Here is a 25,990-nt window from a genome sequence, read left to right as displayed (position 1 = left end):
CCCGGCGCGATTAACGAGCTCGACGAGAGGCAGTCATTACACCTCACGTTCGAATTTCTCATACAGGAAGTTCACAAGTGCACGCACTCGAGCAATGCCTGCGCGCGCTGGTGGCATCAATATGTGCAAATCTGCTCCCGCGTGACTATAGCCCGGGACTACGACTTCGAGCTCACCTCTTGCAAGCGACTCCTCAATCATGAAGAGGGGCAGTACCACGATACCAAGTCCGCCGCGTGCGGCAGCAAGCATCATTTGACCGTTGTCTGTGCGAAATTGTGAGTTCACTCGGACTTGTTCCCATCCATCCGGGCCTTGAAAACGCCAGCTGACCGTATCGAAGGAGTAGAGTATGGCGTTGTGCGCAGCCAGTTCAGCGGGCTTTGAGGGGCGCCCTCTGGCTTCCAGATAGGACGGACTGGCGACGACAGCCCAACGTACCTTTGCAAGTTTTCTCGTAATCAGCACGGAATCCGGGATGCTTCCAATCCTTACCGCCAAGTCATACGCCTCGGCGACAAGATCCGGCTGACGGTCCTCAAAGCGAACATCGAAATGGATCCGGGGGTGGAGGAGAGCGAACTCTGCCAGCAGCGGAGCGAGACAGAACTCTCCGAAAGCGACGGGAACCGAAACTCTAACCTGACCAGATGCTTCGGTCGTCGACCTTACAACCATCTCCTGCGCGGACTCTAATTCGGCCAACCCGGAAGCTGCTCGTACATGATACTCACGGCCGACGTCTGTAAGGGTTGTTCCTTTTTGGGAACGTGTGAGGAGCGTTGCGCCTAGAAAATTCTCCAAACGACTGACGCGGCGACTGACGATCGATTTAGCGATCCCCAAACGACTGGCCGCACCAGCAATACTACCAGTTTCGACCACCCGAATGAAGGAGATCAAGTCCAAGATCTCGACAGACTCAGGTTCCGCCATTAGCAACTCCGAACTCCGGTAAACGCGGCTACTGCAACACTGGGTGCGCAATATTGTCAAGTTCCCAACGCGTCCGGTGCTCGGACTAACGTACTACAGCAGCCCTATAGGCCGAGCTGAATAAACGAGCGAAGCAAGCTGGATAGAAGGCGCTGTCCGCTACCGCCCTTCAAGCCGATCGGTATGACTGCAGCGGATCAGTGGCGAGCCTCGTCAGATCGGCCTCATCCCGCGGATCGCATACGCTGTAAAAGAGCGCAGGTATCGTTCTTTTTTCCGCAACAATGGGTTTCGCCTTGGCAGTCTATTACTCCGACGATCCTGGTCGCATGATTAACACAACAAAGAAGCCAGGAGATTAAAGTGGACCTCCCGACGCAAAATCCCGATAGCCGCAGCATGATGGTGCAACTTCTTGCAAAACGTCGGACGCAGTATTTTCTGGGCAAAAACATCGCGTTCTCTGACGAAGAGATTGATGCACTTATTCGCGAGGCGGTTCGCCTGTCACCCTCAGCCTTTAATTCGCAAAGTTCGCGCGTTGTGATCCTGCACCGCGGTGAAAATCAGAAACTCTGGAACATCGTAAAATCGGAGTTGAGTCATATCGTTGAAGGAGAGGCGAAGATGCGCTCCTTCAGAAAGATCGATAGCTTCGCTGCTGGAGCAGGTGCTGTTCTTTTCTTCGAGGACCGAAATGTCGTCAGGATTTTACAAGATCAGTGGCCTTTGTACGCTGATCACTTTCCGGATTGGTCCGAGCAAGCCTCTGGGATGGCGCAACTTTCAGTCTGGATCGCGCTTGCTGGCGTGGGTATCGGAGCCAGTCTCCAGCATTATAACCCGCTGGTTGACGCAAAGATCAAACGGCATTGGGACATACCGGAGACATGGCGGTTGCGCGCGCAGATGCCGTTCGGCTCCAACGAGGCGCCTTTTCCCGCAAAGACGACTATCCCCGATGGTGACCGCTTTCGAAGCTTCTTTCGCTAGAGCATCGTACAGGACTAGGTGCCTTTGCTGCTGCGAGCGCTTCAAACACAAGCCCGAGGTGCTGTATCTTGTAGCTGGTTGTCTCCTCGTTCCAGATTCATTCCATCGGTAACTAATTTCGGTCAATGCCAACGTCTTGACGCGGATGAATCTGCCATCCCCATCGCAAGCCTAGTGGGTGCGTTAGTGTTCTCCGAGACCTCAACCACATTGATGGTCACTGCGGCCATGCTCTGTGATGAAGCACTCCAATCACGACATCTTTCATCCTAGTGAGCACGATCGCTTTTTCCGCGTACTCCCGACGAGCGGCCCGAGCACGGCGTTGCGGCCGTGCCTGATCTGGCGGGACGGGCGTCTGGTTTAATATGCATCCCATCAACCTTCAAATGTCACTTTGAAAGATTCATCGCGGAAATTTCGCCAGCCCTTTGGCCAAGATCGGTCCGGTCGGTCTGCCTGTCGGCGATCCTCCCGCTTGTTCGAGCGTGATCTCGTATAGCTGGTTGTCACGCGGGGTGGGCAATGCGGGTCCATCAAGGCGAGCCGAGCGAACGCCTTTCAGCAATCCGAGCGAAACAGGTCCGATTTCTCGGGACGGAAGCGTCCACACCTCTATCGTCTTATCGTTTGGCACCGCAAAGTCGGCCAGTATACGGATCGTTGCCCGTTCATCGCCAAAGTCTTCGACAACCGCCTGAATATCTCCAGCCTCATTGATCAAAACGGCGACGACAAGCGGCTCCGCCTTGTGAATGAAGCTGTATCCAAGGCCGATGGCAAGCAACAATGCGGCGGCAATTGACGAAAGCGCAGCGATCTTCCAGCCTTTGCTGTTATTGTCATTCGCGCGCGTGGAAACAGACATGTAGCGGGTCACAGGCTGCGAAGTCAGCCCAGATTCAATGCGATGCCACAGGCTCTCGTTGACGGTTGCCGGTGTGATAGCGGTGTCGAGCGGCAGGAAACGCTCACGGCTTGCAGCAATCGCGGCCTTCAGTTCGGAATCTCGTTCCATGGCGTCCTCGATTTCCGCGGCGGCGGTGCTTTCGGTCAAGCCCAACACATACTCGTCAGCGAGGTTCGGTATATCCTTGCGGTCGTAGATCATCCCATGCACTCCCGAAGCGTCAGAAGCCCGCGCCTGATCCAGGATTTCGCTGTGCCAAGTGGAACGCGCAGCCTTCCGGCGATCTCGCCGTGAGAATAGCCTCCAACATAGGCCATCAGAATACCGTGCCGCTTTGTCTCATCGAGCGATCCCAGGCATTCGCGCAGGCGCGATTGTGTGTCCAGACGGTGCCACGCACCCATGATCGCGTCTGCCTGTTCGGCTTCCTGAAGCGCTTCTACCTCTTCGACCGAATGTTCAAGTTTGCCATCCCGCAGGAGATTGAGCGCTCTGTTTCGAACGATGGCATAAATCCATCCGCGCGCGGAGCCACGGTCCGCGCTGTATTGATAAGCGTGGGTCCATATTCGGATAAAGGCTTCCTGCACGACCTCTTCGGCAAGTTCGCGACGTCCAACGATGCGTTGCGCCACGGCGATCAACCGCCCGGCCTCCTGATCGAAAATTCGGCGTAATGCCGAACGGTCACCCTTAGCGCAGGCAGCAAGCGCCTTATCCAGATCGTCCGGCCCGGAACCCATTAATATCCTTCCATGATCCAGCGGTGAAAATCGTCAGCTTTCACGAACTATACCCATCCGGCGATCAAATGGATGCATCCTGAGAATTATTTTTACGACCTGCATCCATCGCCTCCCTTGCGGTGTCTTCAATGATGAAGGGTCTAGCGCCGAGTGCCTGACGCCTTCTCGAATGTTGAACGCACGGGAGAAAGACATGAAGACCATCCTTTTCGCACTGACCGCCTCCGCCGCCTTTGCTGCCATGGCATCGACAGCCTTTTCGGCACCCGTTCTCGGGCTGACGAGTGACAAAACACTTGTCATGTTCGATACCGCGAAGCCCGCCGTTACAAGGACCATGGAAGTAACTGGCGTCGATAAGCTCGTCGGCATTGATTACCGCCCCGCCAACAAGACAGTGATCGGTGTTACCCCGGACCATCGTATCGTTACCATCAACCTTGAAAGCGGTGCTGCCACGGATCTCGCAAAAATGGACAAGACGCTGACGGTGACACAGGCTCCGATCGTCGTCGATTTCAATCCGGTGGCTGATCGTCTTCGTTTCATGACTGGTACCACCAACCACCGTGTCCATCCTGACACCGGTGCAGTGACGGTCGACGGTGTCCTGGCCTTCGAAGATGGTGACATGCACAAGGGCGAGACGCCGAACATTGTCGCAGCCGCCTATACCAACTCCATCGGCAAGCCCGAAAAGACCGCAATGTACAATATCGATGCGACGATTGGCGCCTTGATCCAGCAGACCAAGCCGAATGACGGCACTTTGAAAGCAATTGGCAAGCTGGGTCTCAAAGACAAGCCAGCCACCTATGCTTTTGACATTCAGGGCACGGAAGCCGGAAAGAACACTGCCTATCTCGCTGCAAACAAAATGCTCTACACCGTTAATCTCGACACCGGCAACGCTACCGAAGTAGGCGCTATCACCGGCACGGACAACGAAGTCCGCGACATCGCTGTTCTTCCCGAAATGTGACACAGGAAGACGGGCGGAGGCCGATGACCAGCAATCTGCCTCCGTCCGATTTACTCTTCAAGTAATCAGGCCTGAATTTGTCCTTGCGAGCTCGACCTGTCAACGGTCGAGCCGGAGCCTTGCAGGTTTTTGCCGACCTCAGGACAAGATCCCGGTCAGCGGCACTCGCGATTCAATCCTCAACATGCGAGAAGTGCTGGCCATTTTTGTCGAGAGTAGCCCGAATCATGGCGCAGTTGCGATCACCGCAATTACCTGCTGTACAAATACTTCGTATCACCCGTTTGCTAATTGCCGCCGGCTTGCGCGCCTGGAAAGCGACGGAGCTTGGCATTCAGCCAGCGGCATGGGTCAAGACCTCACTGGTGCCAGGCTCGCTTACCGCGCGGAGCGATATCTCCGCCGCGCGGGCTTCCTGCCGATCTGGAAGCTTTGGGTTTGGGGGTGGTGCGAATGTCACCCGCACCGTGCGAGGATCGGCTTTGAGGAAAAAGGCCTCCTTCCGTTCCGGTCGAATAAGTACCACCCAAATTTGGGCACTAAGTCCCAATCGATGAACCCCTCCGCATAATGAGTGTTGATTGTTTGGAAGTTGTCGCTCGAGGAGCTCCAGCCGGAAACGATCCGGAGAACTCGACACAAGCCAATCATGGGCGCATTTCGCGCGGCGTCTCGGATACGCAATCGATCGCACAGCATCTGATTGCAGAACGTAAAGAGGATAAGATGGACCAGAGCTTACGACCCGAGCCTTACACCGTTGAGCAACTTCAACAAAAATACTCTCTGAGCATTTCGAAGGCAGTCGACATTCTGGATCACTGTAACGGAGACAGGGCCCTGATCGACAAAATGTTGAAGAGATGCCACCAGAAGCAGCTCGACGCTCATCCGAAAAGCGATACGGACGGGAGCTGCTGACGCTTACTTTTGAGACGACGTTGCTTTTTTAGTCGCGCTGAACCAGCGGGAAAGTGCAGGGTTTCTTCACATTGTTTTACGCGCGGCTCTTGTGCACCCATCACGTCAGTCGCTTTCAGACGGCGATTATTTCAGAACAAGCGGGTTCAAGACGACCCCAGGTCAGTTCTCAACCGAGCCAAACTCTGGCAGCCTGTGCAGAGATAATTGGTTCGCGTCCATTCCGGCAGGACGGCAGATATGGAGAACGGAGTGCGTACAAGAAGAAACATGCTTAAGTACCTCTTCACCTTTCCCATGGCCGGACGGCCCGTGGTTGCGTTGATCGCTGTCCAATTCTTGCAGGCCGCAGGTGTCCGGGTCGCTGTCGCTCAAGGTAATGGCGGCGGCAACGGTAACGGGAATGACGGCGGTAATGGCGGAGGAAACAATGGCAGCGGCAACGGTAACGGGAATGACGGTGGCAATGGCGGAGGAAACAACGGCGGCGGCAACGGTAACGGGAATGACGGTGGTAATGGCGGAGGAAACAACGGCGGCGGCAATGGAAACGGAAATGGCGGTAATAACAGCGGCGGAAACGGAAGCGCAAACGGTGGCGGCAACGGTGGCAGCAATGATGGCGGACATGGAAATGGAGGTGGCAAAGGGAACGGAAACGAGAGCGGAAGCGGGAAAGCACCAGATCCTGGAGCAGCCGGAAATTCCGGTCAGAACCGGGCTGGCGTTGAGCAGGCTGGCCAGGCTCTCGAAGTGCGCCATGCCAATGGCATCACCGAGACTTTACGAAAGGGCCGGTATTCGATGCGCGACAATAAGGGCCGTGTCATCGTTGATCGGCTTGCGACGGTCAAGGATCGTTTGAGGTTTCAGGGCTCACGCTGAGCAGAGATACGATCTCTCCAAAGAAGTGCCGCCTCCGTGCGATTGCTGACCTTTAACTTCGCAAAAATCCTTGTCACGTGATGCTTCACCGTTTTCTCGTGGAGACCCAGTTTGCGGGCGACAAGCTTGTTGCTCATTCCGATGGCGATGAGGTCCATGACTTGCCGCTCTCTTCTGCTCAGATCCTGACGCTGCTCCATCAGTTCCGATGCGGCCTTTCTTTCAGCCAGCAACTTGGCGCCCAATTCGGGTGGAATGTAACGCCCGCCGTCTGCGATGGTCCGCAGCATCTGTACCAGCTCACGAGAGCCGACACCTTTCAGGGCATAGCCCGCCGCGCCCGACTGGATTGCTGTCTGAAGATCATCCACGCTCTCAGATGCTGTGAGAATGAGAATTCGAATGGACGGAGACAGGCTCAATATGGATTTGATCGCCGCTAGGCCGTTGCCGGGCATCGAGATATCCAGGAGGATGATGTCCGGCGCTAATCTGGTCGCAAGGGCTAGTGCCTCGTCAGCGTTTTCTCCTTCGCCCAGGACGTCGAAACCACACTCTTTCAGGCTCTGCGATACACCCGAGCGAAACATCGGGTGATCATCAACGATGACGACCTTTATATTTTCTGTCATGGATCGCTCACATCCACGGTGTTCAGTCTCATGGTGAGGTGCGTTCCGCGTGCCGATGTCTGCACTTCGAAGCGGCCTCCCAGACTTTCAATTCGTTCTTTAAGGCCTGACAAGCCGATGCAGTCGGGTCCAATCTCGTCGAACGAAAAGCCACTGCCGCCGTCTGAAACAGTAGCGACGATCTCTGTGCCTTCCTGTCGGAGTGACACGCATTGATTTGCTGATGCTGCGTGGCGCCAACCGTTGTTCAGACCCTCCTGGACGAACCGGTAAGCGCAGATTTTAAGGGGAACTCCGACTTGCGCGTTCACATCCTCAATTGAGGTCGTTATTCGCGTACCAGCACGGGACTGATGATGTTCAACCGCCCGACCAACAACGTCTTCGATGGGCAGATTTTCTATATCCGGCAAAACAAGGCCGCGGCAGATGTTGCGGATATCCCGGATAGCTTCATCCAGACTGGCCTTGATCGATGTCGTCTCGGATTCTCGTTCATTCCGACTTGTCTGGTCGCTGACGAGCTTCTCGCTGTCCACCCGCAGTGCTGCGTAGGCGATGAGCTGTGCAGGCCCATCGTGCAGATCGGCACCGATCTTGCGCAACAGCCGCTCGTTCAAGGCCACCGTGCGCTGCGATCCTTTTTGCACGCGGCGCGCCAGGTCCTCGATCTCACGCAGTTGATGCCGGATCATCCTGCTGCCCTTGAGCACAATTGTGGAAAGAACGGCGAAAAATGCAGAGGCAACCGCGATGACGACGATCCAGCTCTTCCAGCGCGCTCGCGCCAGGCTTTTCTCGAGATCCGTTGCCCGCTCATAAAACTCTGCGACGGCAACCACCTCTCCGGACCATGGCTGCAAGACGGGATTATATATCTCCAGGAGGGGTTCCCCGAGCGCTCGCTCCGCGTCGCTCTCTGGGTCTCCTGCCTCTTCGAAATTTGCGACGAGCTCGCCAGCGAACGCTTTTGTCCTGTTTTCGCCAGGCGGCACGACCATGTTCATCAGCCGCTTGTCGTTCGAGTAGATAATGGTTCCGTCTTTCGTCCACAGCCGGAAGGAAACCAGTCGTCTGCCCAGTGCACCCTGTCCCAGAGTTTCATCCAGCGTTCGTTCGATGGAATCGTCCAGTTTTGTCGCGCGGGTAAGATCCGGCAGGATAGGTGCAATGATGCTGTCGACGTAAAGCGCGGTTGTCGAGCCTGCATTCCTTGTTACAGTCTCAACAATCTGATCTGTCACCAGCAATCCAATCAAAACCGTCGCACCCAACGTAACAAGACCGCCGGCGAGGAAAAACTGTTGGGCGAGTGACAATGAGCCCAAGGTCTTCGATGAAAGACGAGTGATTGTGCGACCTGACATAGTGACACGCGTGCCTGTGACTTTGCCGCCGAGGGTCAGCCCAGCGAACTTCAGACAACAGTAAATTATGATCTCGGGGACGGAAAGCGAAGCCTGAAGGCATGAAGATTTTTATTTCTGAAAATACTAATTTATTCCCCCGGGAAAAGGCCTGCCGGGAAGACAACCCGGCAGGCAATGCCATCAGTTGATAACCTGCACGACTTTGCGCGTGGTCGGTTCAACGATTACTCGCTGCTTGTTGACGATGGCATAAGAATATTTCGGTTCGTCCGGAACCTGATGAATGACCACAGCCGAAGGAAGCGGCTCGCCGACAACGACCTTTTCCTTCACGACAACTGTCTCGGCCGGCATCGGAGCCTCCCGAACATAGGTAACGACGCGCGGTGGCGGCGGATCGATAGCTGTGCCTGCGACGGCGCCCACGACGCCACCAACGGCTGCGCCGACCGGGCCGCCTACGATTGCCCCGGTAATCGCGCCGCCAGCGGCGCCGGTCACAGTCGATTCCTGAGCCTGAGCTCCGCCGGCGACCAGTATTGCGAACGTCAGGAAAGAAAGCTGTTTCATCTGCATGGGTGTTCCTCCTTCGGGCAGAATTTCTACAGCCAAACAATATTTTTCGATCTGCATCAGTTCCGGACATAGGACTTTGTACCCTGTCTGGAACACTTTCCGCCCAATTTGCTTGAAATCCCACCTGCAACCGCAGGCAAAAAGCAACACTTGCCAAGGTGGAATGATATGAAAACCCGAGTCCTCGCAATGACGGCTGCAATGATCGTTATGGGCACGTCGAGCGTTCTGCACGCGCAGACCGTCGTGATCAGTCCGGAACAGGAAGTTGTGATCCAGAAATACGTGACTGCGCACACGGTCACCTCAGTGGATGTGCCAAATGTCGATGTCGTGGTTGGCACTGCCCTTCCGGAAACGGTGGAGCTGCACAGGATTGATGCACCGGATGTGACCTACAGCTACGTCGTCGTCAACGGAAAGACAGCGATCGTCGATCCCGGCACCCGCAAGGTCATCAGGATCATGAACTAAGCCGGTAACCCGGTGATCGGTGGAGGCAAGATGTCACGTCGTCTTTCATCGATCCTGCAGGCTGTAAGATCGTTTTTACGATCTCACAGCCTTCCCGGCGACTCAGCGTTGGTCGCGGTGGCGCGACCAACAGTTTGATCGGCTATCCGTGTGCCGAGCGGCACGAAATTTCCCGTCTTGCTGCTCTGGCGATATTTCGATGCTTTTTAGTGATGCGCCATGCAAAACGTTATCGTCGGCTCCCTACTGTTTCTCTGCTCATTACCCGTTGTTGGCGGTGGAATGAGGATTGCGTCCGATCTCAGGTCCCAGCCACCTGTCATTCTTGATGTAAATGAGGAGCCCTTGTGGACCACGCAGGTCAAGCGTGTTGATCCAAACCAGCAAGCCTATGAGCGTTTACCGTCTGACATTGATGATGCGTTACTCGCTTCCAGTGATGTCCCGCGAAGCAAGCCATCCATAAAAGATGGCGGTCTACCGCTTGGAAAAGCGACTGAGATTGATGTTGCGGAGCACAAATCAGATGAATGGTGCTCCCGCAAATACCGGTCATATGTGAAGGCCGATAAAAGTTACCAACCCTTCAGTGGCGGGCCGCGCAGGCGCTGCGTCCCACCGATAGATCTGGTCGAGACAGAAAAACGACCGCAAATCGCCTCGCTGAACGACGGCCATGTTGCCTGGTGTATGAGCCGGTATCGGTCTTACCAGCCTGAGGACAATTCTTATCAGCCGTTTTCAGGTCCGAGGAGACAATGCCAGTCGGGTTTAGAAGCGTCGGATCAGCACTACCGGACTACGTTACTCGCCCAGCAGGTTTCCAATTAGACTGAAGACCAACAGGTGTCGATCTTTTTCGATCTCTATTCTTGCTAATCTCGCAGGAGCGAGGCGTCGTTAAAGGGGGGCAGCCTCTTTTATGACCAGGGACTGTTCTCAAGTACCTGTAGCGACCCGTTACCTAATGCGTGCTTGCCCGAATTCGCGAGCGAGAGCGCACATCGCAACGGTCCTTGCTAAACACAGGTTAACCCGATTTGCGTAAAATATTCTATCGGTCCTCCAATTCAATCCAGACGGGGGCGTGATCACTGGTGTGCTCCCACGCACGCGCAAACTTGTCGACCCCACACGCCCGCAATCGTTGTCGCACGGAAGGGGTCAGCAGGAAATGATCAATGCGCAGACCCGCATCCCGCGCAAACGCGTTCCGGAAGTACTTCCAGAACGTATAGATTCGCTCATTTGGATGCAGCAGTCTGATGGCGTCCGTCCAGCCCATAGAGATCAGGTCGGCATAGGCTGCGCGAACCTCGGGGCGAAACAGAGCATCGTCTCGCCAGCGCTCAGGCTTATAGACATCGAGATCGGTCGGCATGACGTTGAAGTCTCCGACAAGGGTGCATGGCACGTCCAGCTCAATCAGTTGACCTGCGTAGGAACGCAGCCGCTCCAACCAACGCAGCTTGTAGTCAAATTTTGGGCCCGGTGCCGGGTTACCGTTCGGCAGGTAAAGGCATCCGATGATCATGCCATCGATGGCAGCCTCGATATACCGGCTGTGGCTGTCGTCAGGGTCTCCGGGAAGCCCCCGGCTCGTCTCGAGAGGTTCCTGACCCCGGGCGAGAATTGCAACGCCATTCCATGATTTCTGCCCGTGCCATATGGCGCCGTAGCCCGCGCGCTCAATCTGGCGGCGCGGAAATTTCTCGTCCGGTGCCTTCAACTCCTGCAGGCAGACGACATCGGGTTTTGCCTGATCGAGCCAGCGAAGCAGGACTTCGAGCCGGCCGTTGATGCCGTTGACGTTGTACGTGGCGAGCTTCACCGGGTTCGTCAGTGCTTGCGATCACCCCGGTCACCCTGGCCCGGTTTCGCATCATGCTTCGCATCGTGGCGTGCGTCGGCGGAGAGCGATCGCGAGACGTCGACGCTTTCCTTGAACTTGCCGTCCTTATCGCGGCGGACATAACGCTTGTCGGTTCCGGTATCGATCAGTTCACGCTTACTCATAACGGGCCTCCTCTTCGCATTTTGTGACGGGGAAACGTTCGTCGCCGCAAAAAGATGCACCGGAATCAAGAGTCTAGCGCAGACTCGTAATGCGAGTGATGATCGTGGCCTTAAGTCCTTGAAAAATGATTCGTTTTGACTCGGAACAAATGCATGCTGATTCGCTTGAATCGCATTGGTTGTGGCAGGAGTTTTGCGTCATGGTTGCCCCGCGAGCGAACTGGAAGGGCTTTATCAAATTCGGAGAGGTCGCGTGTCCTGTGGCTCTCTACACTGCGGCATCATCATCGGAACGGATCGCTTTCAACACCCTCAATCGACGAACCGGCAACCGGGTGAAACGCGAATTCATCGACAGCGAGACCGGCGATCCTGTGGAACGGGACGCCCAGGTCAAGGGCTATGAGATCGAGAACGGCCAGTACATCGTTCTCGAGCCGGATGAGGTGGCTGCCGCCGTGCCTCACAGCGACAAGACGCTGAAGATCGACGCCTTCATCCCCTGCAGCGAGATCGACAGCGTCTATTTCGACAAGCCGTATTATCTGGCGCCCGACAGGATGGGGACGGAAGCTTTCGTTCTGTTGCGCGATGGTATGAAACGAGCCAAAGTTGCTGCGATCGCCCGCACCGTGCTCTTCCGACGCCTGCGTACGGTGCTGATCAGGCCACATGGGAAGGGCCTGATCGCCACGACGCTCAACTTTGACTATGAAGTCCGCTCGTCGGCGGAGGCCTTCGAGGAGTTGCCGGACCTGAAGATTGAAGGCGAGATGCTTGAGCTCGCCGCGCACATTATCGGCACAAAGAAGGGGACCTTCGACGCCAGCACGTTCGACGACCGTTATGAGGCCGCCGTTGCCGAGCTGGTGAAGGCCAAGATCGAGGGCAGGGCCCTGCCGAAGAAGAAGGCCGCAGCGGTCCCCAAGCAAAACGACCTTTTGCAGGCGCTGCGTGAGAGTGCTGGCATGGGCACCAAATCCAGCCAGAAACGCGCCGCTTCTAACGCCAATAAGAGTGGTGGCCGTCAGAAGGCTTCAAAACCGGGTGCTGCTGCCAAATCAAATGCGGTCTCGTCACAGACGCGCCGCGCCGGCTGACGGAGGAAATCATGGCTGTCCGTCCCTATTGGAAAGGTTATCTGAAACTCTCGCTTGTCACCTGTCCCGTGCAGATGATGCCGGCAACGTCCGAAAGTGAGAAGGTCCGCTTCCACACCCTCAACCGCGATACCGAAAACCGGGTCGTCAGCCACTACGTCGATAGCGTTACCGGAAAAGAGGTGAGGGAGGAGGATGAGGTCAAGGGCTATGAGCGTGGCGAGAACGAATACATCATCCTCGAAGACGAAGAACTGGAAAACGTTGCGCTCGACAGCACGAAGACCATCGACATCTCGACGTTTACGCCCCGTGACAGCATCGAGTGGATATGGCTCGACACGCCCTATTATCTTTCACCCAACGATGCCGTCGGCCAGGAAGCATTCTCGGTCATCAGGGATGCGATGGAAGCGCAGAACATGGTGGGGATTTCACGTCTGGTAATTACCCGCCGCGAGCGCGCCGTCATGCTTGAGCCACGCGGCAAGGGTATCGTTCTGTGGACGCTGCGCTATGGGGATGAAGTCCGTGACGAGGATACTTACTTTGGCGGGATCGAAGAAGATGAAACGGCCGATAGCGAGATGATGCGTCTCGTGCAGCAACTGATCAAAAAGCAAACGCAGCACTGGGATCCCAAGATGGTCATCGATCCGGTTCAGGACCGGTTGCTTGACATCATTGCCGCCAAGAAGAAAGCGCTGAAGAAGTCTTCAAAACCCGGGACATCCACACCGACGAAGTCGGCACCCAGCAATGTCATCAATATCATGGACGCGCTGAAGAAGTCGGTTGCGGCCGAGAACCGGGCGGGCAAATGAAACGCCCCGCCAAGCCGCTCCTGCAGAATGACAGCCTGACGGCAAAATCGCAGCCGCGCCGCAGGCGCGATCCGGCTCAGCCCAATCTGCCGTTCGACCCGATGCCAGATCGCGTCGAGCCATGTCTGGCGCTCCTGAAGACGGCCCCGCCGTCCGGCCCGGAGTGGGTCTATGAAATGAAGTGGGACGGCTATCGGCTCGCGGTCCATATCGAGCCGAAGGGTGTACGGATCATTACCCGGGGCGGCCACGACTGGACGCACCGGTTTCCCGCTATCGCCGCAGCGGCCAGGGACCTTGGAATTGCAACAGCCATCCTTGACGGCGAAGCAGTGGTGATGAACGGCGAGGGCCGCTCCGATTTCGGCGCTCTGCAACGCTCGCTCGGCGGGCGAGGCGGCAAACGGGCGTCGACAGAAGCCGTATTCTTCGCCTTCGACCTTATGTATTTCGATGGTCACGATCTCACGCGTACCGAGCTGTCGGTCCGCCGGCACTTGCTTGGGGACCTGCTGGAAGACGCGACCGGCGCAATCCAGCTGTCCGAAGAAATAGACGCGGACGGCGCTGAATTATTGGCGAGCGCGTGCTCCCTCGGCATGGAAGGAATCATCGCAAAACATCGTGACAGCCCTTATCGCTCGGGCCGGACCGGAGACTGGCTGAAGATCAAGTGTGTTCAAAGCGAGAGCTTCATGATTGTCGGTTACGAGCAGTCGGCGGTGGCGCGCGGCGGGATTGGCAGTTTGCTGCTGGCGGCGAGACGTGGACATGACTGGGTCTATGTTGGCGCCGTTGGAACCGGGTTCAAGGAGAAAGATGCGGCGTATCTGAAGAAGACCCTGGATAGGCTGAAGACGAAGACACCGGCCGTTCCGCTCAAGGGCAGGAATTACGTCTTCGCGCAGCCGACGCTCATCGCCGAAATCGAGTTCCGTGGCTGGACCGACGATGGCAACCTGCGTCATGCGTCCTATAAAGGCCTGCGCGAGGTACAGGACAATGCCGCGGTCCATGAACTCGACTGAGTTGGTCTTGGCCGGCGCGTGGACGTCAATTTTTTTTTGACGACGGACTTGAATCGTAAATTCCCGAAAACCAAATCGATTGCCGCCAGCTGCTGAGACAGGGCTGGACTTGCTGGAAGCGCCGCCTTTCGGCGCTTCTGTACCCATGTTGCTTCAAGGAGGATATGGCTATGGCAACATCTTATGACTACGCACCCCTGTTCCGCTCGACCGTCGGCTTCGACCGGATCTTCAATCTTCTTGAAAATGCCCAGCGCGCCCGCTCGATCAGCGACTGGCCGCCCTATGACATCGTCAAGACCGGCGATGACAGCTACCGGATTTCGGTCGCGGTCGCAGGGTTTGCCGAGGACGAGCTCGACATCACCTTTCAATCCAACCTTCTCACCGTTACCGGCAAGAAGCAGGACGCTTCCGCCGATGAATACCTTCATCGCGGTATAGCCGGCCGGCCCTTCGAACATCGTTTCGAACTTGCCGACCATGTCAGGGTGAATGGCGCCGATCTCCGCAACGGTCTTCTGTCGATCAATCTCGTTCGTGAGATTCCTGAGGCCTTGAAACCGCGCAAGATCGATATCCAGACCAGCCCGGCCCTTCAGCATAAGGTTGCCCCGGCGCAGATCGAAGCGCAAAAGGCTGCCTGATCGATTTTTAAAAAACGGGCGCCGCTGCAGCGGCGCCCGTCAACATCGGGGGTAGGAAGGAGATCGCGATGAAACCCGATATGTTCAAAGAGCCCGTAACCATCCTTATCGGCCTTGGATTTCCGACCGAGGTTCGCAGCGTCATCGACGCTTACCGGCATCTGGCGGAATGGCCGGCATCGATGCGCGATACGGCGCATTCAATGGCGCTGAAGGCCTGCAGCGCGGCATTGCGCGGTGAGATCGAAGCGGACACCGCCCGGGGTCTGTTTGCAGCCTTTGCCGCCAAACACGATCTGCTGGCCCCGGACGTTGATGTCATCTCCGCGCCCCGTCACCCGCACGACAAGGATCCGCACGTTCGCTGAGGAAGCCGACATGCATGAGAATCCGCAGCTTACCGCGAGCGATATCGCACTGATGGGCACGACAATCCTGTCCACGGGTATGAAAATTGCGCGGCCGGTCGATGTGGTGGATGCAACCACGCTCCAAGTCGACGAAAAAAGGACCATTTTGGCCGCCTGGGCTTCGGACCCCTACACGATCGACTCAAGGCCGGCGTTCCGCCATATGCCTGGAACGCCGGAACCTGTCCAATCGATGAGGTTCAGGCTGCGCTGAGCGACCTTGACCGGCGCTACGGGTCTTGATCCAGGCCGCTCTCAGGCGGCCTGTTTCATCGACTTCGTCAGCCGCTTGATGGCCTGCTCCAGCGAACGCTGCCCGTCGCAGTAATCCTCCCAGGCGGTTGTCTTCGACAAAAGCGCCGGTACGGTGCGAATGGTGAAGCGTTTCGGATCAAGATCCGCTTTTACCTGTTTCCAGGTCAGTGGCATCGATACTGGTGCGCCTGGCCGGGCGCGCGGTGACAGCGGCGCAACAGCAGTCGCCATTCGGTCATTGCGCAGGTAGTCGAGGAAGATCCGGCCGTTGCGCTGGTTCTTCGCCATCTTGATCAGGTAAAGGTCAGGGTTGTCACGGGCCATCTGCATGCAGACATCGTGTGCGAAGCCTTTCGCCTCCGGCCAGCTCAGCTTCTTTCCCTTCGGTACCGCAAGCGGGGTGACGACGTGAAGGCCCTTGCCGCCGGTGGTCTTGCAGAAGCTGACGAGGCCAAGCTCCTCCAGCCGGTCGCGCATTTCCCGCGCGGCTTCGACCACGGTGGAGAAGAGTACGTCCGGACCCGGATCAAGGTCGAAGACAAGACGACCGGGCACCTCCGGTTCGTTGGGCTCGCAATTCCAGGGATGCAGTTCGACGCCGCCGATCTGGGCGATGGCGGCAAGGCCCTCAACGCGATCAATCTGCAGATAGGGTTTCTTGTCGCCGAACACCTTGACAAGCTCGAGCAGGTTCGACGTTCCCGGCATCGCGTGTCTCTGGAAGAACTGCTCACCGCCGATGCCGTCAGGTGTCCGGATGATAGAGCATGGCCGTCCCTTGATATGGTCGATCAGCCATGGACCAACGGCCTCATGATAGTGCGCGAGATCTTCCTTGGTGACCGGCTCACCGTCATTTGCATCGGGCCAGAGTGGCTTGTCAGGGCTGGAGATCATCACGCCCATAACTTCTGCCTTGGTGTTCTTGCCGCGTGCCGGTCGCGACGGCTTTGGCCGGGCCGGCGTTGGCGTTTCAGTTTTCCCGGGCGATGCCGGCGTTTCGGCCTCGACCTCCTTCGCCGGCTTGTCTTCGCGCAAACCCTTAAAGGCTGCCTGACGGACCAGTCCATCCGCGGTCCAGCCAGCGAACTGGATCTCGGCCACCAGTTCGGGCTTGACCCAGACGATGTTGGGTTCCTTTTTCGGAGCGCCTATTCCGGTAAAAGGCGATTTTGAGGTTTCCAGTTCCCGAAGCTTCGGCAGGATTGTATCCACCGTTTTGGCACCATAGCCGGTCCCGACCCGCCCGACATAGACGAAGTGATTGTCCCTGAAGACGCCGACAAGAAGTGAACGAAACTTGCCGTCGGTTTTGGCGTAAGCGCCAATGACAACCTCATGTCCGGCGCGGCATTTGGATTTCGCCCAGGTATCGGTACGCCCCGACTGATAGGGGGCATCCGCCTGCTTCGAGACAATGCCCTCCAGCGAGAGCTTGCACGCCGATTTCAATACTGCATCGCCGCCGGTCTCAAAGTGTTCGACGAACCGCAGGCGCGGATCTCCCCCCGCCTTACTCAGCAGCGCTTCGAGCCTTTTCTTGCGTTCCGTGAGCGGTAGTTGCCTTAGATCCTCACTCCCCTCGAACAGCAGGTCGAAAGCAAAATAGACGAGCGCATCCGTTTTACCTTCTGACAGCGCCGCCTGAAGTGCGGCGAAGTCCGGGGCACCGTTTTCATCGAGCGCACAGATCTCACCGTCGATGATGGCATCAGGCAAGCTTGCGGCCGACGTCGCAATCGCCGGATACTTGGCCGTCCAGTCCAGCCCCTTGCGCGTCTTCAGCGTGACTTCGCCGTTTTCAATGCGCGCCTGAATACGGTATCCGTCGAATTTGATCTCGTGGATCCAGCCATCGGCCGAGGGTGGGCGTTCGAGCGTTTCGCAAAGCTGCGGAGGTATGAAGTCGGGCATCGCGGACTTCACTGCTTTCCGCGCTGCCGGGCGCTTTTTCTTCGCATCCCCCGCACGTTTGTCTGCCGCCAGTCCATGATTGCTGTCCCAGACGGCGTCGGCCTGCACATCGCCGCTCTGCACCATGAACGGTTTTGGTTTCTTTCCTTTACCGGCAGCGATGGCGGCCATGGTTCTGCCCGAGGCAACCGACGTGTCGTTTTCGTCAAGGATGGCGGCGCCGTTTTCATCGACCGAGAAGTCGTCGCGATGCTTGATCAGCAGCCAGTTCGTCCGTTTGCCCCCGTCACGGTCGTTGCGCATCCGCACCAGGACGAAGCTGCCATGCAGCCGCTCGCCTTCAAGGGTAAATTTGAAGTCGCCCTTGGCGAGAGCCTGCTCGGGCGTCCTGTCGCCTTCCGGCTCCCAGTAGCCGCGGTCCCAGAGCATGACCGTGCCGCCGCCATACTGGCCTTTGGGAATCGTGCCTTCGAAGTCACCATAGTCCAGCGGGTGGTCTTCCACCTCCACGGCCAGGCGCTTGTCCTGGGGATCGAGAGACGGTCCCTTGGTTACAGCCCAGGACTTGAAGACGCCGTCGAGTTCGAGGCGCAGGTCATAATGGAGCCGCGTGGCGTCATGTTTCTGGATGACAAAGCGCCGGCGGTTTGAAGCTTTCAGCTTCGTTTTTCCGCTTGGCTCCTGCGTCTTCTGAAAATCGCGTTTCTGCCTGTAGGTCGAAAGCTTGTCGTTGGCCATGGGTATCCCCGAAAAAATCCACCTCCCGCTTCGAAGGAATACGGGATGAGGCACGGGCCGGGCAGGTGGACGCGCAATCGTCTTTTCGTTGTGCGGGATGAGAATCGGGTTCGCATTCATCACCCTGTTGCGTCCGGTGCACACAGCCCGCGAACTCAACGGTGAAAAGGCAACGGGTTATGGTTTGGTTCCATGCAGGAGGCCACCAAGGCCGGATGGCAGTTCAAACGGACGACCAAGTCGAGATGAGTGTTGTCTCGTCATCGCCAGGCAGGAAGGTTCATTCAAACCGGACGACAGATTTCAGGGGGATTTTTGCGACCAGCACGCCGTCGCCTCTGACGACCTCAAATTCCGCGCCATCCACGATTTCATCCTTGAGGATTTTTTCCGCCAGCATTTCTCTTGCAGCCTGCGCGGCCTCGATATACGCGCGCTCGTCACTTGCCAGCATGGTTCCCTCAGTGTCTTCGGAGAGGCCGTCAGCGTCCCGAACGTGGAAGTAATACCGCTGCATGTCTTAGCTACCTGTTTTGTCTCGCAGATTTTTCAACCGCCTTCGAAGAACATGGTTCCATCGGACCCTCTGAAAAGGTATCGTCTCAGCGTGAACCGTCATCGCTATGCGCGGTTTGGCATGAATGCCATGACAGCAGTCGCGAATTGCCGAGCTGCAAGCCGTGGATAACACGAGAACCGACCGCGTCTTCCGCTCGCAGGTGGTTCATTGCGCAAACAGAGGATATCTCTATGTTGCGAGCGTTTCGTGGGAAAAAGCTAATCATCGTAGAGCAGCGCCTCATGCTGACATTTGCGTGCCGTCAGCGGCTGCGGGCAGCAGGGGCCACCGTCCTGGGATCGGTTCGATCGACACGATGCCTGCTCGATGCGTTACTGGAGTGGGACGTTGACGCCGCAATCGTTGACGTGGAAATCGACGACCAGACATTGCTGAATGTGTCGATTGCACTGGAGAACGCCAAAGTGCCGTTTGTTTTCGCGAACCGGGCCAAATCGAACGACCGCGGTTACTCTGTGAGCGGCGATAGCGCGGAGCTTCGGGAAATAGCCGATGCACTTTTCGGTCCACCGGGAACGCTGTCCACTCTTCACTGACCGTCGCTCGACAGTTGATCGTTCTCGGAACGACGCTCTGGGCGAGGACGAGTACTGAATTCCTGTAGAGCGACACCTCGCAAAGTCGCGAGAAGCTCTACATCGATCCTGGAGTCGTGGTCGGCGGCGGGAAAATCACGGATGATCTCGCCGATCGTTTTTTCAACAAGCCGGCTCTGCATTCGCTCGTCAGCGGTAAAGCGCGCCGCCCAGCGAAAAAGGAGGCGTCGAAGCGGGCAGCCGGGAAAATTTGATGGTTTGGGCACGTAGCCGTCCTCCACACGATATAGGCGGGAGCACGTGGTAACCCTCAGCTGCCACCGCCTATGAATTCGGTTGGTGACAATGCGAAAAGTGTAACACGTCTGGTGGAGGAGTCGAGCGATTAGATTTCAAGGGTACAGGTTTGCAGCCCGGCAGCAGGCCGTCGCCGCTGGTCTGAATTGCTTTTTAAGGCATAATTTGCGTGTGATGTGAGCAAAAAGAAACCCTCAACAGCGGAGGGTTCCAAGGCGTGCAACCATGACAGGCCGCAAGAGCAGTGGACGGGGGAAAGACCATCCGCCTACCCAACCGTCGCTGTGATGATCGGTTCCTAAAATTGATCCTCAATTGAGGTTATTGCGGCGCTCGTTGAACGCACGTATAGCCACCCAAATCACAATGAAACTCAAAGAAATAGCGGCTTAGAGCATACGGCTGTCGGTCCGTCCGGAAACGCGACAGGAAACAACCCCGCCTGCCCAATCTGCTTGATGGCGCTATTCTTTTCCTCGAAATCGCCGTCGGACTATATACCGCATCAGCGTTCCTGAATGAGCCTGACATCAATTCTTGGTGAGGTGGCTTCGGCGCCCATACCGGCTTCCGGTGCGGGCCGCAGCCTTAATTTGGCCGAGAGCTCGGGCGTTTTTGTAGATCTGGAGCTCCTTGTGTGTGTAAACGCCATGAATTTATCGTAGTTGCACTTCGCGGCAGTTCAGACATATTCGTGGGCTCAAAATATCACGGGGAAAGAAAAAATGTCGATAAATGCTAGGTCTCGGGCCGCGATGGTGATGGCTGCGCTTCTCTTGGGGACGAGCTCTGCGCTTGCAGAAACAGTGCTCCACCGCGGCAATGCCGGCGAACCTCAGACGCTCGATCAGGCGCAGACCTCCATCAACATCGAGGCCTTCATCGTCAAGGATCTCTATGAAGGTCTGACCATCTATGACGCGACCGGCAAGATCGTTCCGGGCACGGCCGAAAGCTGGACGCTGTCTGACGATGGCACCGTTTACACGTTCAAACTGCGCGCCGATGCGAAGTGGTCGGACGGTACGCCCGTGACAGCGGAAGATTTTGTCTTTTCTTATAAGCGCGTCGAAGACCCGAAGACCGCAGCGAAATACGCCAATATTCTCTACCCGATCAAGAACGCCGAAAAGATCAACAAGGGCGAAACGCCTGTTGACCAGCTTGGTGTTAAGGCGGTGGATGACAAGACTCTGGAGATCACGCTTGAGCGGCCGACGCCGTTCTTCCTTGAACTGCTCGCCCATCAAACGGCTCTGCCCATCTCCAAGGCGAGTTACGAAAAGAACGGCGCGGACTTCGTAAAACCAGGCGTGATGGTGTCGAACGGCGCCTACAAGCTCGAAGCTCACGTTCCGAACGACAGCCTCACTGTGGTCAAGAACGCCAATTTCTGGGATGCCGCCAATACCAAGATCGACAAGGTGATCTTCTATCCCGTCGACGATCAAGCCGCCTCCGTTCGCCGTTTCGAGGCGAAGGAAATGGACCTCGCTTACAATTTTTCCGCCGACCAGATCGACCGTCTGCGCAAATCCTATGGCGAACAGGTGCACGTTTCACCGACGCTCGCGACCTACTACTACACCTTTGATACGCGCGAAGCACCATATGACGACGTCCGCGTGCGCCGGGCGCTCTCCATGGCTGTCGATCGCGACTTCCTCGCCAAGGAAATCTACAGCGGCTCGCAGGTTCCGGCCTATTCGATGGTGCCCCCGGGCATGGACTCCTACGGCGAACCCGCCAGGGCCGACTTCGCGACCCTTTCGCAGCTCGACCGCGAGGACGAAGCCCTTAAGCTCATGAAGGAGGCCGGTTACGGTGAAGGCGGCAAACCGCTGTCCATCGAAATCCGCTACAATACAAACCCGAACCACGAGCGCGTTGCGACCGCCATCGCCGACATGTGGAAGAACACCTTCGGCGCCAAGGTTTCACTCGTGAACCTCGACGTTGCCTCGCATTACGGCTACCTCCAGGAAGGCGGCAAGTTCAACGTGGCGCGTGCGGGCTGGGTTGCCGACTATGCGGATGCGGAGAACTTCCTTGCGCTCTCCATCTCGTCCAACAAGACCTTCAACTACTCGAAGTTCAACAATGCCGAATACGACGCTTTGATGAAGAAGTCCTATGAGGAAAAGGATCCGGCCGCACGCTCCAAGCTGCTGCATGAAGCCGAAACCATCCTCATGAAGGAACAGCCGGTGGCACCCCTTCTGACGCAGGCCGATCTCTGGCTGGTTTCCAACCGCGTCAAGGGCTGGGTGGACAATGCTGCTAACGAACATCTCAGCCGCTTCCTGAGCGTTTCCGAATAAGCAGCACTGGCACGGTGGCAAACACCACCGTGCCATGCCGGAGCCCGAAAAACATGATCTCGTTTATTCTGCGCCGTTTGGCTAGCGCCGTGCCGACGTTGTTTATCGTCGTCACGATTTCCTTTTTCCTGATGCGTTTTGCGCCCGGTGGTCCGTTCAATCTCGAACGTCCACTCCCCCCGCAGACCATGGAAAACCTGATGAGAACCTATCACCTGGATGAGCCATTATGGCGCCAGTATCTCATTTACCTCGGCAATGCCGTCACCGGCGATTTTGGCCCGAGCTACATCTACAAGGACAACACTGTCGCGCAGCTGATCGGCAAGGGCCTGCCCTACTCGCTCGAATTGGGTTCTTATGCCCTGTTGCTGGCGCTGGTGGGCGGTGTGCTTGCCGGCACGCTCGCGGCGCTCAGGCAAAATAGCGCCTTCGATTTCTCGATCATGTCCATCTCGACAGTAGGCGTCACCGTCCCGAACTTCGTCGTGGCCCCTGTTCTCACGCTTGTATTTGCCGTGCTGCTCGGGCTTCTTCCGGCAGGGAGCTGGGGTGACGGGTCGCTACGCTACCTCATTCTTCCGATGATCGCACTTGCCCTGCCGCAGCTCGCGGTCATTGCCCGGCTGACGCGCGGCGCCATGATCGAGGCACTGCGAATGGACCACATCCGCACGGCCAAGGCTTATGGCCTTCCCGCACGTAGCGTGGTGGTTTTCCACGCGATGCGCGCGGCAATGCTGCCGGTTGTTTCATATCTCGCTCCATGCGCCGCCGCGCTTTTGACTGGCTCGGCAGTCATCGAGACGATCTTCACCATCCCCGGTGTCGGCCGCTACTTCGTTCTCGGCGCCATCAATCGTGACTATACGCTGGTGATGGGAACTGTTGTTCTCGTCGCCATTTTCGTCATCCTGTTCAATCTTGTCGTCGATATCCTCTACGGCCTTCTTGATCCGAGGGTCAGACATGACTGATATCCCCGGCACAAATGCTCATTCGCAACAAATCAAAAGCCGCAGCCTGTTCCAGCTGGCAGCCCTGCGCTTCAGACGCAACAAGGCTGCCATGGCGGGCTCCGTCATGTTGCTCCTCATCACTCTGTTCTCATTTGTCGGGCCTCATTTCCTGACGCATACCTATGATCAGGTGTTTTCTTCTTATGTCTCGGTGGCACCCAGTCTCGAGCCACGCCCGGATGTGAATAACCTTCAGGACGTGATGGAGGGTGTTGCGAGCCGGGCCCGCGTCGAGCTGAAGGAATTTGCCGTTGAAGGCCAGACTTTCACGGCGACCATCACTTCCAGCAGCGCAATCGATCCGCGCGCAACACGCTACTTCGACCGTGCCAATGAATTCAAAAACACCAAGGTGACTGCGACCGAAGACGACGGACGCACGCTGAAGCTGGAAGGCGATGTCAACCGCGAATACTTCTTCTTCGGCACTGATTCGAACGGCCGGGACATGCTGGCACGCGTCATGCTGGGTGGACAGATTTCGATTGCGGTCGGTGTGCTGGCGAGCCTCGTTTCGCTGGGGATCGGCGTGGTCTATGGCGCGACCGCAGGCTACATCGGTGGACGCGTGGACAATGTGATGATGCGCTTCGTCGAAATCCTCTATTCACTGCCCTTCGTTTTTCTGGTTGTGGTTCTGGTCGTCTTTTTTGGCCGCAGCTTCATCCTGATCTTCCTCGTCATCGGCGCGGTGGAATGGCTGGACATGGCGCGCATCGTGCGTGGCCAGACACTCGCCTTGAAACGACGGGAATTTGTCAGTGCGGCGCAGGCTCTGGGACTAAGCGACTGGCAGATCATCCGCCGTCATATCATCCCCAATACAATCGGACCCGTGGTCGTGTTCGTGACGGTCGTCGTGCCCAAAGTCATTCTTCTGGAGAGCTTCCTGTCCTTCCTCGGTCTCGGCGTTCAGGCGCCGCTGACAAGCTGGGGCGCGCTGATTTCCGAAGGGGCCAACAATATCCAGTCAGCCCCCTGGCTTCTGATATTCCCGGCGATTTTCTTCGTACTGACCCTGTTTTCGCTGAATTTCGTCGGCGATGGGTTGCGTGACGCACTCGATCCCAAGGATCGTTGACATGAAGACGACAACAGAAACTATCCTCACTGTTCGCGACCTCAAGGTGGATTTCACCACGCCGGATGGCACTGTCCATGCCGTCAAGGGCATCGACCTTGACGTCAAACAGGGAGAAACGCTCGCCGTCGTCGGGGAGTCGGGCTCGGGCAAAAGCCAGACCATGATGGGCATCATGGGATTGCTTGCCTCCAATGGCGAGATCAGCGGCTCTGCGAAATATCGCGGGCGTGAGCTGCTCGAACTGCCTGTCGGCGAACTGAACAAGATCCGCGGCGCGAAAATCACCATGATCTTTCAGGAGCCGATGACTTCGCTCGATCCCCTCTACCGGATCGGGGCGCAGATTGCCGAGCCGATTATTCATCATCGGGGCGGCAGTAATAAAGAGGCGCGCGCGCGCGTTCTCGACTTGATGAAGCTTGTCGGAATTCCGGAACCAGAGCGACGCATAGACAGCTATCCGCACGAACTCTCCGGTGGTCAGCGCCAGCGCGTCATGATCGCCATGGCGCTCGCGAACGAGCCGGACATCCTGATTGCGGATGAGCCGACCACCGCCCTCGACGTCACGATCCAGGCCCAGATCCTTGATCTTTTGAAGTCGCTGCAGCAGCGTTTCGGAATGGCCATCGTGCTGATCACGCATGATCTCGGTGTCGTCCGGCACTTCGCAGACCGCGTCGCGGTCATGCGCCGGGGGGAAATCGTGGAGGCTGGGACAACCGAGGATATCTTCGAGCGCCCGAAGGCGGATTATACCCGGATGCTTCTCGATGCCGAACCCCGTGGGAACAAGCCCGCAGTCAGCCAAGAGGCTCCGATCGTGCTTTCCGGCCAGAACGTGACGATCGACTACACAATTCCGGGCGGCTTCCTGTCCAAGTCGAGCAAGTTCCGGGCCGTTGATGGCGTGAACGTTAATCTTCACCAGGGGCAGACGATTGGCATTGTCGGCGAATCCGGGTCAGGCAAATCCACGCTCGGTCGCGCGCTCCTGCGCCTGATCCAGGCGGATGGCCGGATTTTCTTCGGAAAACAGGAAATCACCGGGCTGGATCGAAAGGCCATGCGGCCGCTACGGCGGCATCTCCAGCTGGTGTTCCAAGACCCTTATGGTTCGCTTTCGCCGCGACAGACGATAGGCGAGATCATCACCGAGGGTCTCTTCGTGCACGACCAGGGCCTCAACCGTGCGGAACGGGACAGGCGTGCAATCGAGGCACTGAAAGAAGTGGGCCTCGATCCCGCCGCCCGCAACCGCTACCCCCACGAATTTTCCGGGGGACAACGCCAACGCATTGCCATTGCCCGCGCCATCATTCTCAAACCCGAGGTCATGATTCTTGACGAACCCACGTCGGCGTTGGACCGGTCCGTTCAGGGTCAGGTCATCGACCTCCTGCGTGATCTACAGAAGGCCCACGGCCTTTCCTACATCTTCATCAGCCACGACCTGTCCGTCATCAAGGCCATTTCAGATTACGTCATAGTCATGAGAAACGGAAAGATAGTCGAGGAGGGAGAGACAAACGCGATCTTCAACCGGCCTTCGGCTGAGTACACCAAAACACTCATCAAATCCGCTTTTTCGGCGGCGGCGGTGCCATAGACCAAAAATTTGACCATAGCTCGATTATGGGTGCAGTGTGGTGGGCGAGGGTCTGCTCAATGGTCGCGAAATGAGGGGCGAGATCAGACGTGGCGAACAATCCGAACGCGTCTCAGCCCTTTATTTTCCTCCACGTCAACCCAGCACTCGGAATACGAGGTCGTACTCGCGGCTAAAATTGTATCCA

The 25,990-nt window shown here is 57.1% G+C and carries 27 protein-coding genes; 15 read left to right on the top strand and 12 right to left on the bottom strand.

What is annotated here, in order from left to right; translation table 11 throughout:
* Positions 1-36: 36 nt before the first annotated feature.
* A complete protein-coding gene (locus tag HQN82_RS18200; RefSeq protein ID WP_107341891.1) occupies positions 37-936 on the bottom strand; it encodes a LysR family transcriptional regulator in 900 nt (299 codons plus the stop codon).
* Between the two features lie 399 nt (positions 937-1,335).
* Between HQN82_RS18200 and HQN82_RS18195 the strand changes: the two genes are divergently transcribed.
* Complete coding sequence (locus tag HQN82_RS18195; RefSeq protein WP_210259566.1) at positions 1,336-1,929, top strand: nitroreductase family protein; 594 nt, start codon at positions 1,336-1,338, stop codon at positions 1,927-1,929.
* A 406-nt stretch (positions 1,930-2,335) separates the two neighbouring features.
* Here the strand turns inward: HQN82_RS18195 and HQN82_RS18190 are convergent, their stop codons facing one another.
* Positions 2,336-3,040 (bottom strand): anti-sigma factor, encoded by a 705-nt coding sequence (locus HQN82_RS18190; protein WP_173615478.1) that lies wholly within the window; start codon positions 3,038-3,040, stop codon positions 2,336-2,338.
* Positions 3,037-3,582 carry a sigma-70 family RNA polymerase sigma factor gene (locus HQN82_RS18185; protein WP_173615477.1) on the bottom strand — a complete coding sequence of 182 codons (546 nt, stop codon included), beginning with the start codon at positions 3,580-3,582 and terminating at the stop codon, positions 3,037-3,039. Before HQN82_RS18185 ends, HQN82_RS18190 begins: the two co-directional genes overlap by 4 nt.
* A gap of 196 nt (positions 3,583-3,778) precedes the next feature.
* Here HQN82_RS18185 and HQN82_RS18180 point away from each other — a divergent pair, with 196 nt between their 5' ends.
* A complete protein-coding gene (locus tag HQN82_RS18180) occupies positions 3,779-4,567 on the top strand; it encodes a DUF4394 domain-containing protein (protein ID WP_173615476.1) in 789 nt (262 codons plus the stop codon).
* A gap of 1,083 nt (positions 4,568-5,650) precedes the next feature.
* Here HQN82_RS18180 and HQN82_RS25715 read toward each other — a convergent pair.
* From HQN82_RS25715 to HQN82_RS18160, 4 genes are all read right to left on the bottom strand, one after another.
* Entirely contained in the window at positions 5,651-6,250 is a 600-nt protein-coding gene (locus HQN82_RS25715; RefSeq protein ID WP_173615475.1) for a hypothetical protein, read from the bottom strand.
* 107 nt (positions 6,251-6,357) lie between these two features.
* Positions 6,358-7,005 (bottom strand): response regulator, encoded by a 648-nt coding sequence (locus tag HQN82_RS18170; protein WP_173615474.1) that lies wholly within the window; start codon positions 7,003-7,005, stop codon positions 6,358-6,360.
* Positions 7,002-8,372, bottom strand: coding sequence for a sensor histidine kinase (locus HQN82_RS18165; protein ID WP_113381390.1), 1,371 nt, complete (start codon positions 8,370-8,372; stop codon positions 7,002-7,004). The genes HQN82_RS18170 and HQN82_RS18165 overlap by 4 nt, the downstream gene beginning before the upstream one ends.
* 183 nt (positions 8,373-8,555) lie before the next feature.
* Complete coding sequence (locus HQN82_RS18160; protein ID WP_006697878.1) at positions 8,556-8,951, bottom strand: DUF1236 domain-containing protein; 396 nt, start codon at positions 8,949-8,951, stop codon at positions 8,556-8,558.
* 168 nt (positions 8,952-9,119) lie between these two features.
* On the opposite strand from HQN82_RS18160, the gene HQN82_RS18155 reads away from it, so the two are divergent.
* Positions 9,120-9,425 (top strand): DUF1236 domain-containing protein, encoded by a 306-nt coding sequence (locus HQN82_RS18155; RefSeq protein WP_034497513.1) that lies wholly within the window; start codon positions 9,120-9,122, stop codon positions 9,423-9,425.
* 219 nt (positions 9,426-9,644) lie between these two features.
* The gene (locus tag HQN82_RS18150) at positions 9,645-10,256 is read left to right on the top strand and encodes a BA14K family protein (RefSeq protein ID WP_173615473.1); all 612 of its coding nucleotides are present in this window, start codon (positions 9,645-9,647) and stop codon (positions 10,254-10,256) included.
* A gap of 223 nt (positions 10,257-10,479) precedes the next feature.
* On the opposite strand, the gene xth is transcribed toward HQN82_RS18150, so the two are convergent.
* Both xth and HQN82_RS18140 read right to left on the bottom strand, forming a co-directional pair.
* Positions 10,480-11,256 carry an exodeoxyribonuclease III gene (gene xth / locus HQN82_RS18145; RefSeq protein ID WP_173615472.1) on the bottom strand — a complete coding sequence of 259 codons (777 nt, stop codon included), beginning with the start codon at positions 11,254-11,256 and terminating at the stop codon, positions 10,480-10,482.
* Between the two features lie 8 nt (positions 11,257-11,264).
* The gene (locus tag HQN82_RS18140) at positions 11,265-11,441 is read right to left on the bottom strand and encodes a hypothetical protein (RefSeq protein WP_080823558.1); all 177 of its coding nucleotides are present in this window, start codon (positions 11,439-11,441) and stop codon (positions 11,265-11,267) included.
* Positions 11,442-11,641: 200 nt separating this feature from the next.
* Between HQN82_RS18140 and ku (HQN82_RS18135) the strand changes: the two genes are divergently transcribed.
* From ku (HQN82_RS18135) to HQN82_RS18110, 6 genes are all read left to right on the top strand, one after another.
* Complete coding sequence (gene ku, locus HQN82_RS18135; protein WP_173615471.1) at positions 11,642-12,541, top strand: non-homologous end joining protein Ku; 900 nt, start codon at positions 11,642-11,644, stop codon at positions 12,539-12,541.
* 11 nt (positions 12,542-12,552) lie between these two features.
* The gene (gene ku / locus HQN82_RS18130) at positions 12,553-13,365 is read left to right on the top strand and encodes a non-homologous end joining protein Ku (protein ID WP_173615470.1); all 813 of its coding nucleotides are present in this window, start codon (positions 12,553-12,555) and stop codon (positions 13,363-13,365) included.
* Positions 13,362-14,393, top strand: coding sequence for a non-homologous end-joining DNA ligase (ligD, locus tag HQN82_RS18125; protein ID WP_173615469.1), 1,032 nt, complete (start codon positions 13,362-13,364; stop codon positions 14,391-14,393). The genes ku (HQN82_RS18130) and ligD (HQN82_RS18125) overlap by 4 nt, the downstream gene beginning before the upstream one ends.
* Positions 14,394-14,563: 170 nt before the next feature.
* On the top strand, positions 14,564-15,040 hold the full coding sequence (locus HQN82_RS18120) for an Hsp20 family protein (protein ID WP_003585428.1): 477 nt from the start codon (positions 14,564-14,566) through the stop codon (positions 15,038-15,040).
* Between the two features lie 68 nt (positions 15,041-15,108).
* The gene (locus HQN82_RS18115; RefSeq protein WP_022557679.1) at positions 15,109-15,408 is read left to right on the top strand and encodes a DUF982 domain-containing protein; all 300 of its coding nucleotides are present in this window, start codon (positions 15,109-15,111) and stop codon (positions 15,406-15,408) included.
* Positions 15,409-15,418: 10 nt separating this feature from the next.
* The gene (locus HQN82_RS18110; protein ID WP_373968668.1) at positions 15,419-15,664 is read left to right on the top strand and encodes a hypothetical protein; all 246 of its coding nucleotides are present in this window, start codon (positions 15,419-15,421) and stop codon (positions 15,662-15,664) included.
* A 41-nt stretch (positions 15,665-15,705) separates the two neighbouring features.
* Here HQN82_RS18110 and ligD (HQN82_RS18105) read toward each other — a convergent pair whose 3' ends face one another.
* A complete protein-coding gene (gene ligD / locus HQN82_RS18105) occupies positions 15,706-18,357 on the bottom strand; it encodes a DNA ligase D (protein ID WP_173615468.1) in 2,652 nt (883 codons plus the stop codon).
* Positions 18,358-18,637: 280 nt separating this feature from the next.
* On the bottom strand, positions 18,638-18,874 hold the full coding sequence (locus tag HQN82_RS18100; protein ID WP_035208414.1) for a DUF6894 family protein: 237 nt from the start codon (positions 18,872-18,874) through the stop codon (positions 18,638-18,640).
* A 284-nt stretch (positions 18,875-19,158) separates the two neighbouring features.
* Here HQN82_RS18100 and HQN82_RS18095 point away from each other — a divergent pair, with 284 nt between their 5' ends.
* Positions 19,159-19,473, top strand: coding sequence for a response regulator (locus HQN82_RS18095; protein ID WP_173615467.1), 315 nt, complete (start codon positions 19,159-19,161; stop codon positions 19,471-19,473).
* Here the strand turns inward: HQN82_RS18095 and HQN82_RS18090 are convergent.
* Entirely contained in the window at positions 19,467-19,739 is a 273-nt protein-coding gene (locus tag HQN82_RS18090; protein ID WP_173615466.1) for a hypothetical protein, read from the bottom strand. The two genes, HQN82_RS18095 and HQN82_RS18090, sit on opposite strands and share 7 nt — an antisense overlap.
* A gap of 756 nt (positions 19,740-20,495) precedes the next feature.
* Here HQN82_RS18090 and HQN82_RS18085 point away from each other — a divergent pair.
* From HQN82_RS18085 to HQN82_RS18070, 4 genes are read left to right on the top strand one after another with little or no spacing between them, the layout of a single operon-like run.
* Complete coding sequence (locus HQN82_RS18085) at positions 20,496-22,091, top strand: peptide ABC transporter substrate-binding protein (protein ID WP_173615465.1); 1,596 nt, start codon at positions 20,496-20,498, stop codon at positions 22,089-22,091.
* 53 nt (positions 22,092-22,144) lie between these two features.
* Complete coding sequence (oppB, locus tag HQN82_RS18080) at positions 22,145-23,068, top strand: oligopeptide ABC transporter permease OppB (RefSeq protein ID WP_173615464.1); 924 nt, start codon at positions 22,145-22,147, stop codon at positions 23,066-23,068.
* Positions 23,061-24,191 carry an ABC transporter permease gene (locus tag HQN82_RS18075; protein ID WP_173615463.1) on the top strand — a complete coding sequence of 377 codons (1,131 nt, stop codon included), beginning with the start codon at positions 23,061-23,063 and terminating at the stop codon, positions 24,189-24,191. Before oppB ends, HQN82_RS18075 begins: the two co-directional genes overlap by 8 nt.
* 1 nt (position 24,192) lies before the next feature.
* Positions 24,193-25,803 carry an ABC transporter ATP-binding protein gene (locus tag HQN82_RS18070; protein ID WP_173615462.1) on the top strand — a complete coding sequence of 537 codons (1,611 nt, stop codon included), beginning with the start codon at positions 24,193-24,195 and terminating at the stop codon, positions 25,801-25,803.
* Positions 25,804-25,990: the final 187 nt, after the last annotated feature.

The organism is Agrobacterium pusense, assembly GCF_013285525.1.
Classification (GTDB): Bacteria; Pseudomonadota; Alphaproteobacteria; order Rhizobiales; family Rhizobiaceae; genus Agrobacterium; species Agrobacterium pusense.
The sequence above is the reverse complement of the archived record's forward strand: the minus strand, read 5'-3'. Positions and strand labels throughout refer to the sequence as shown.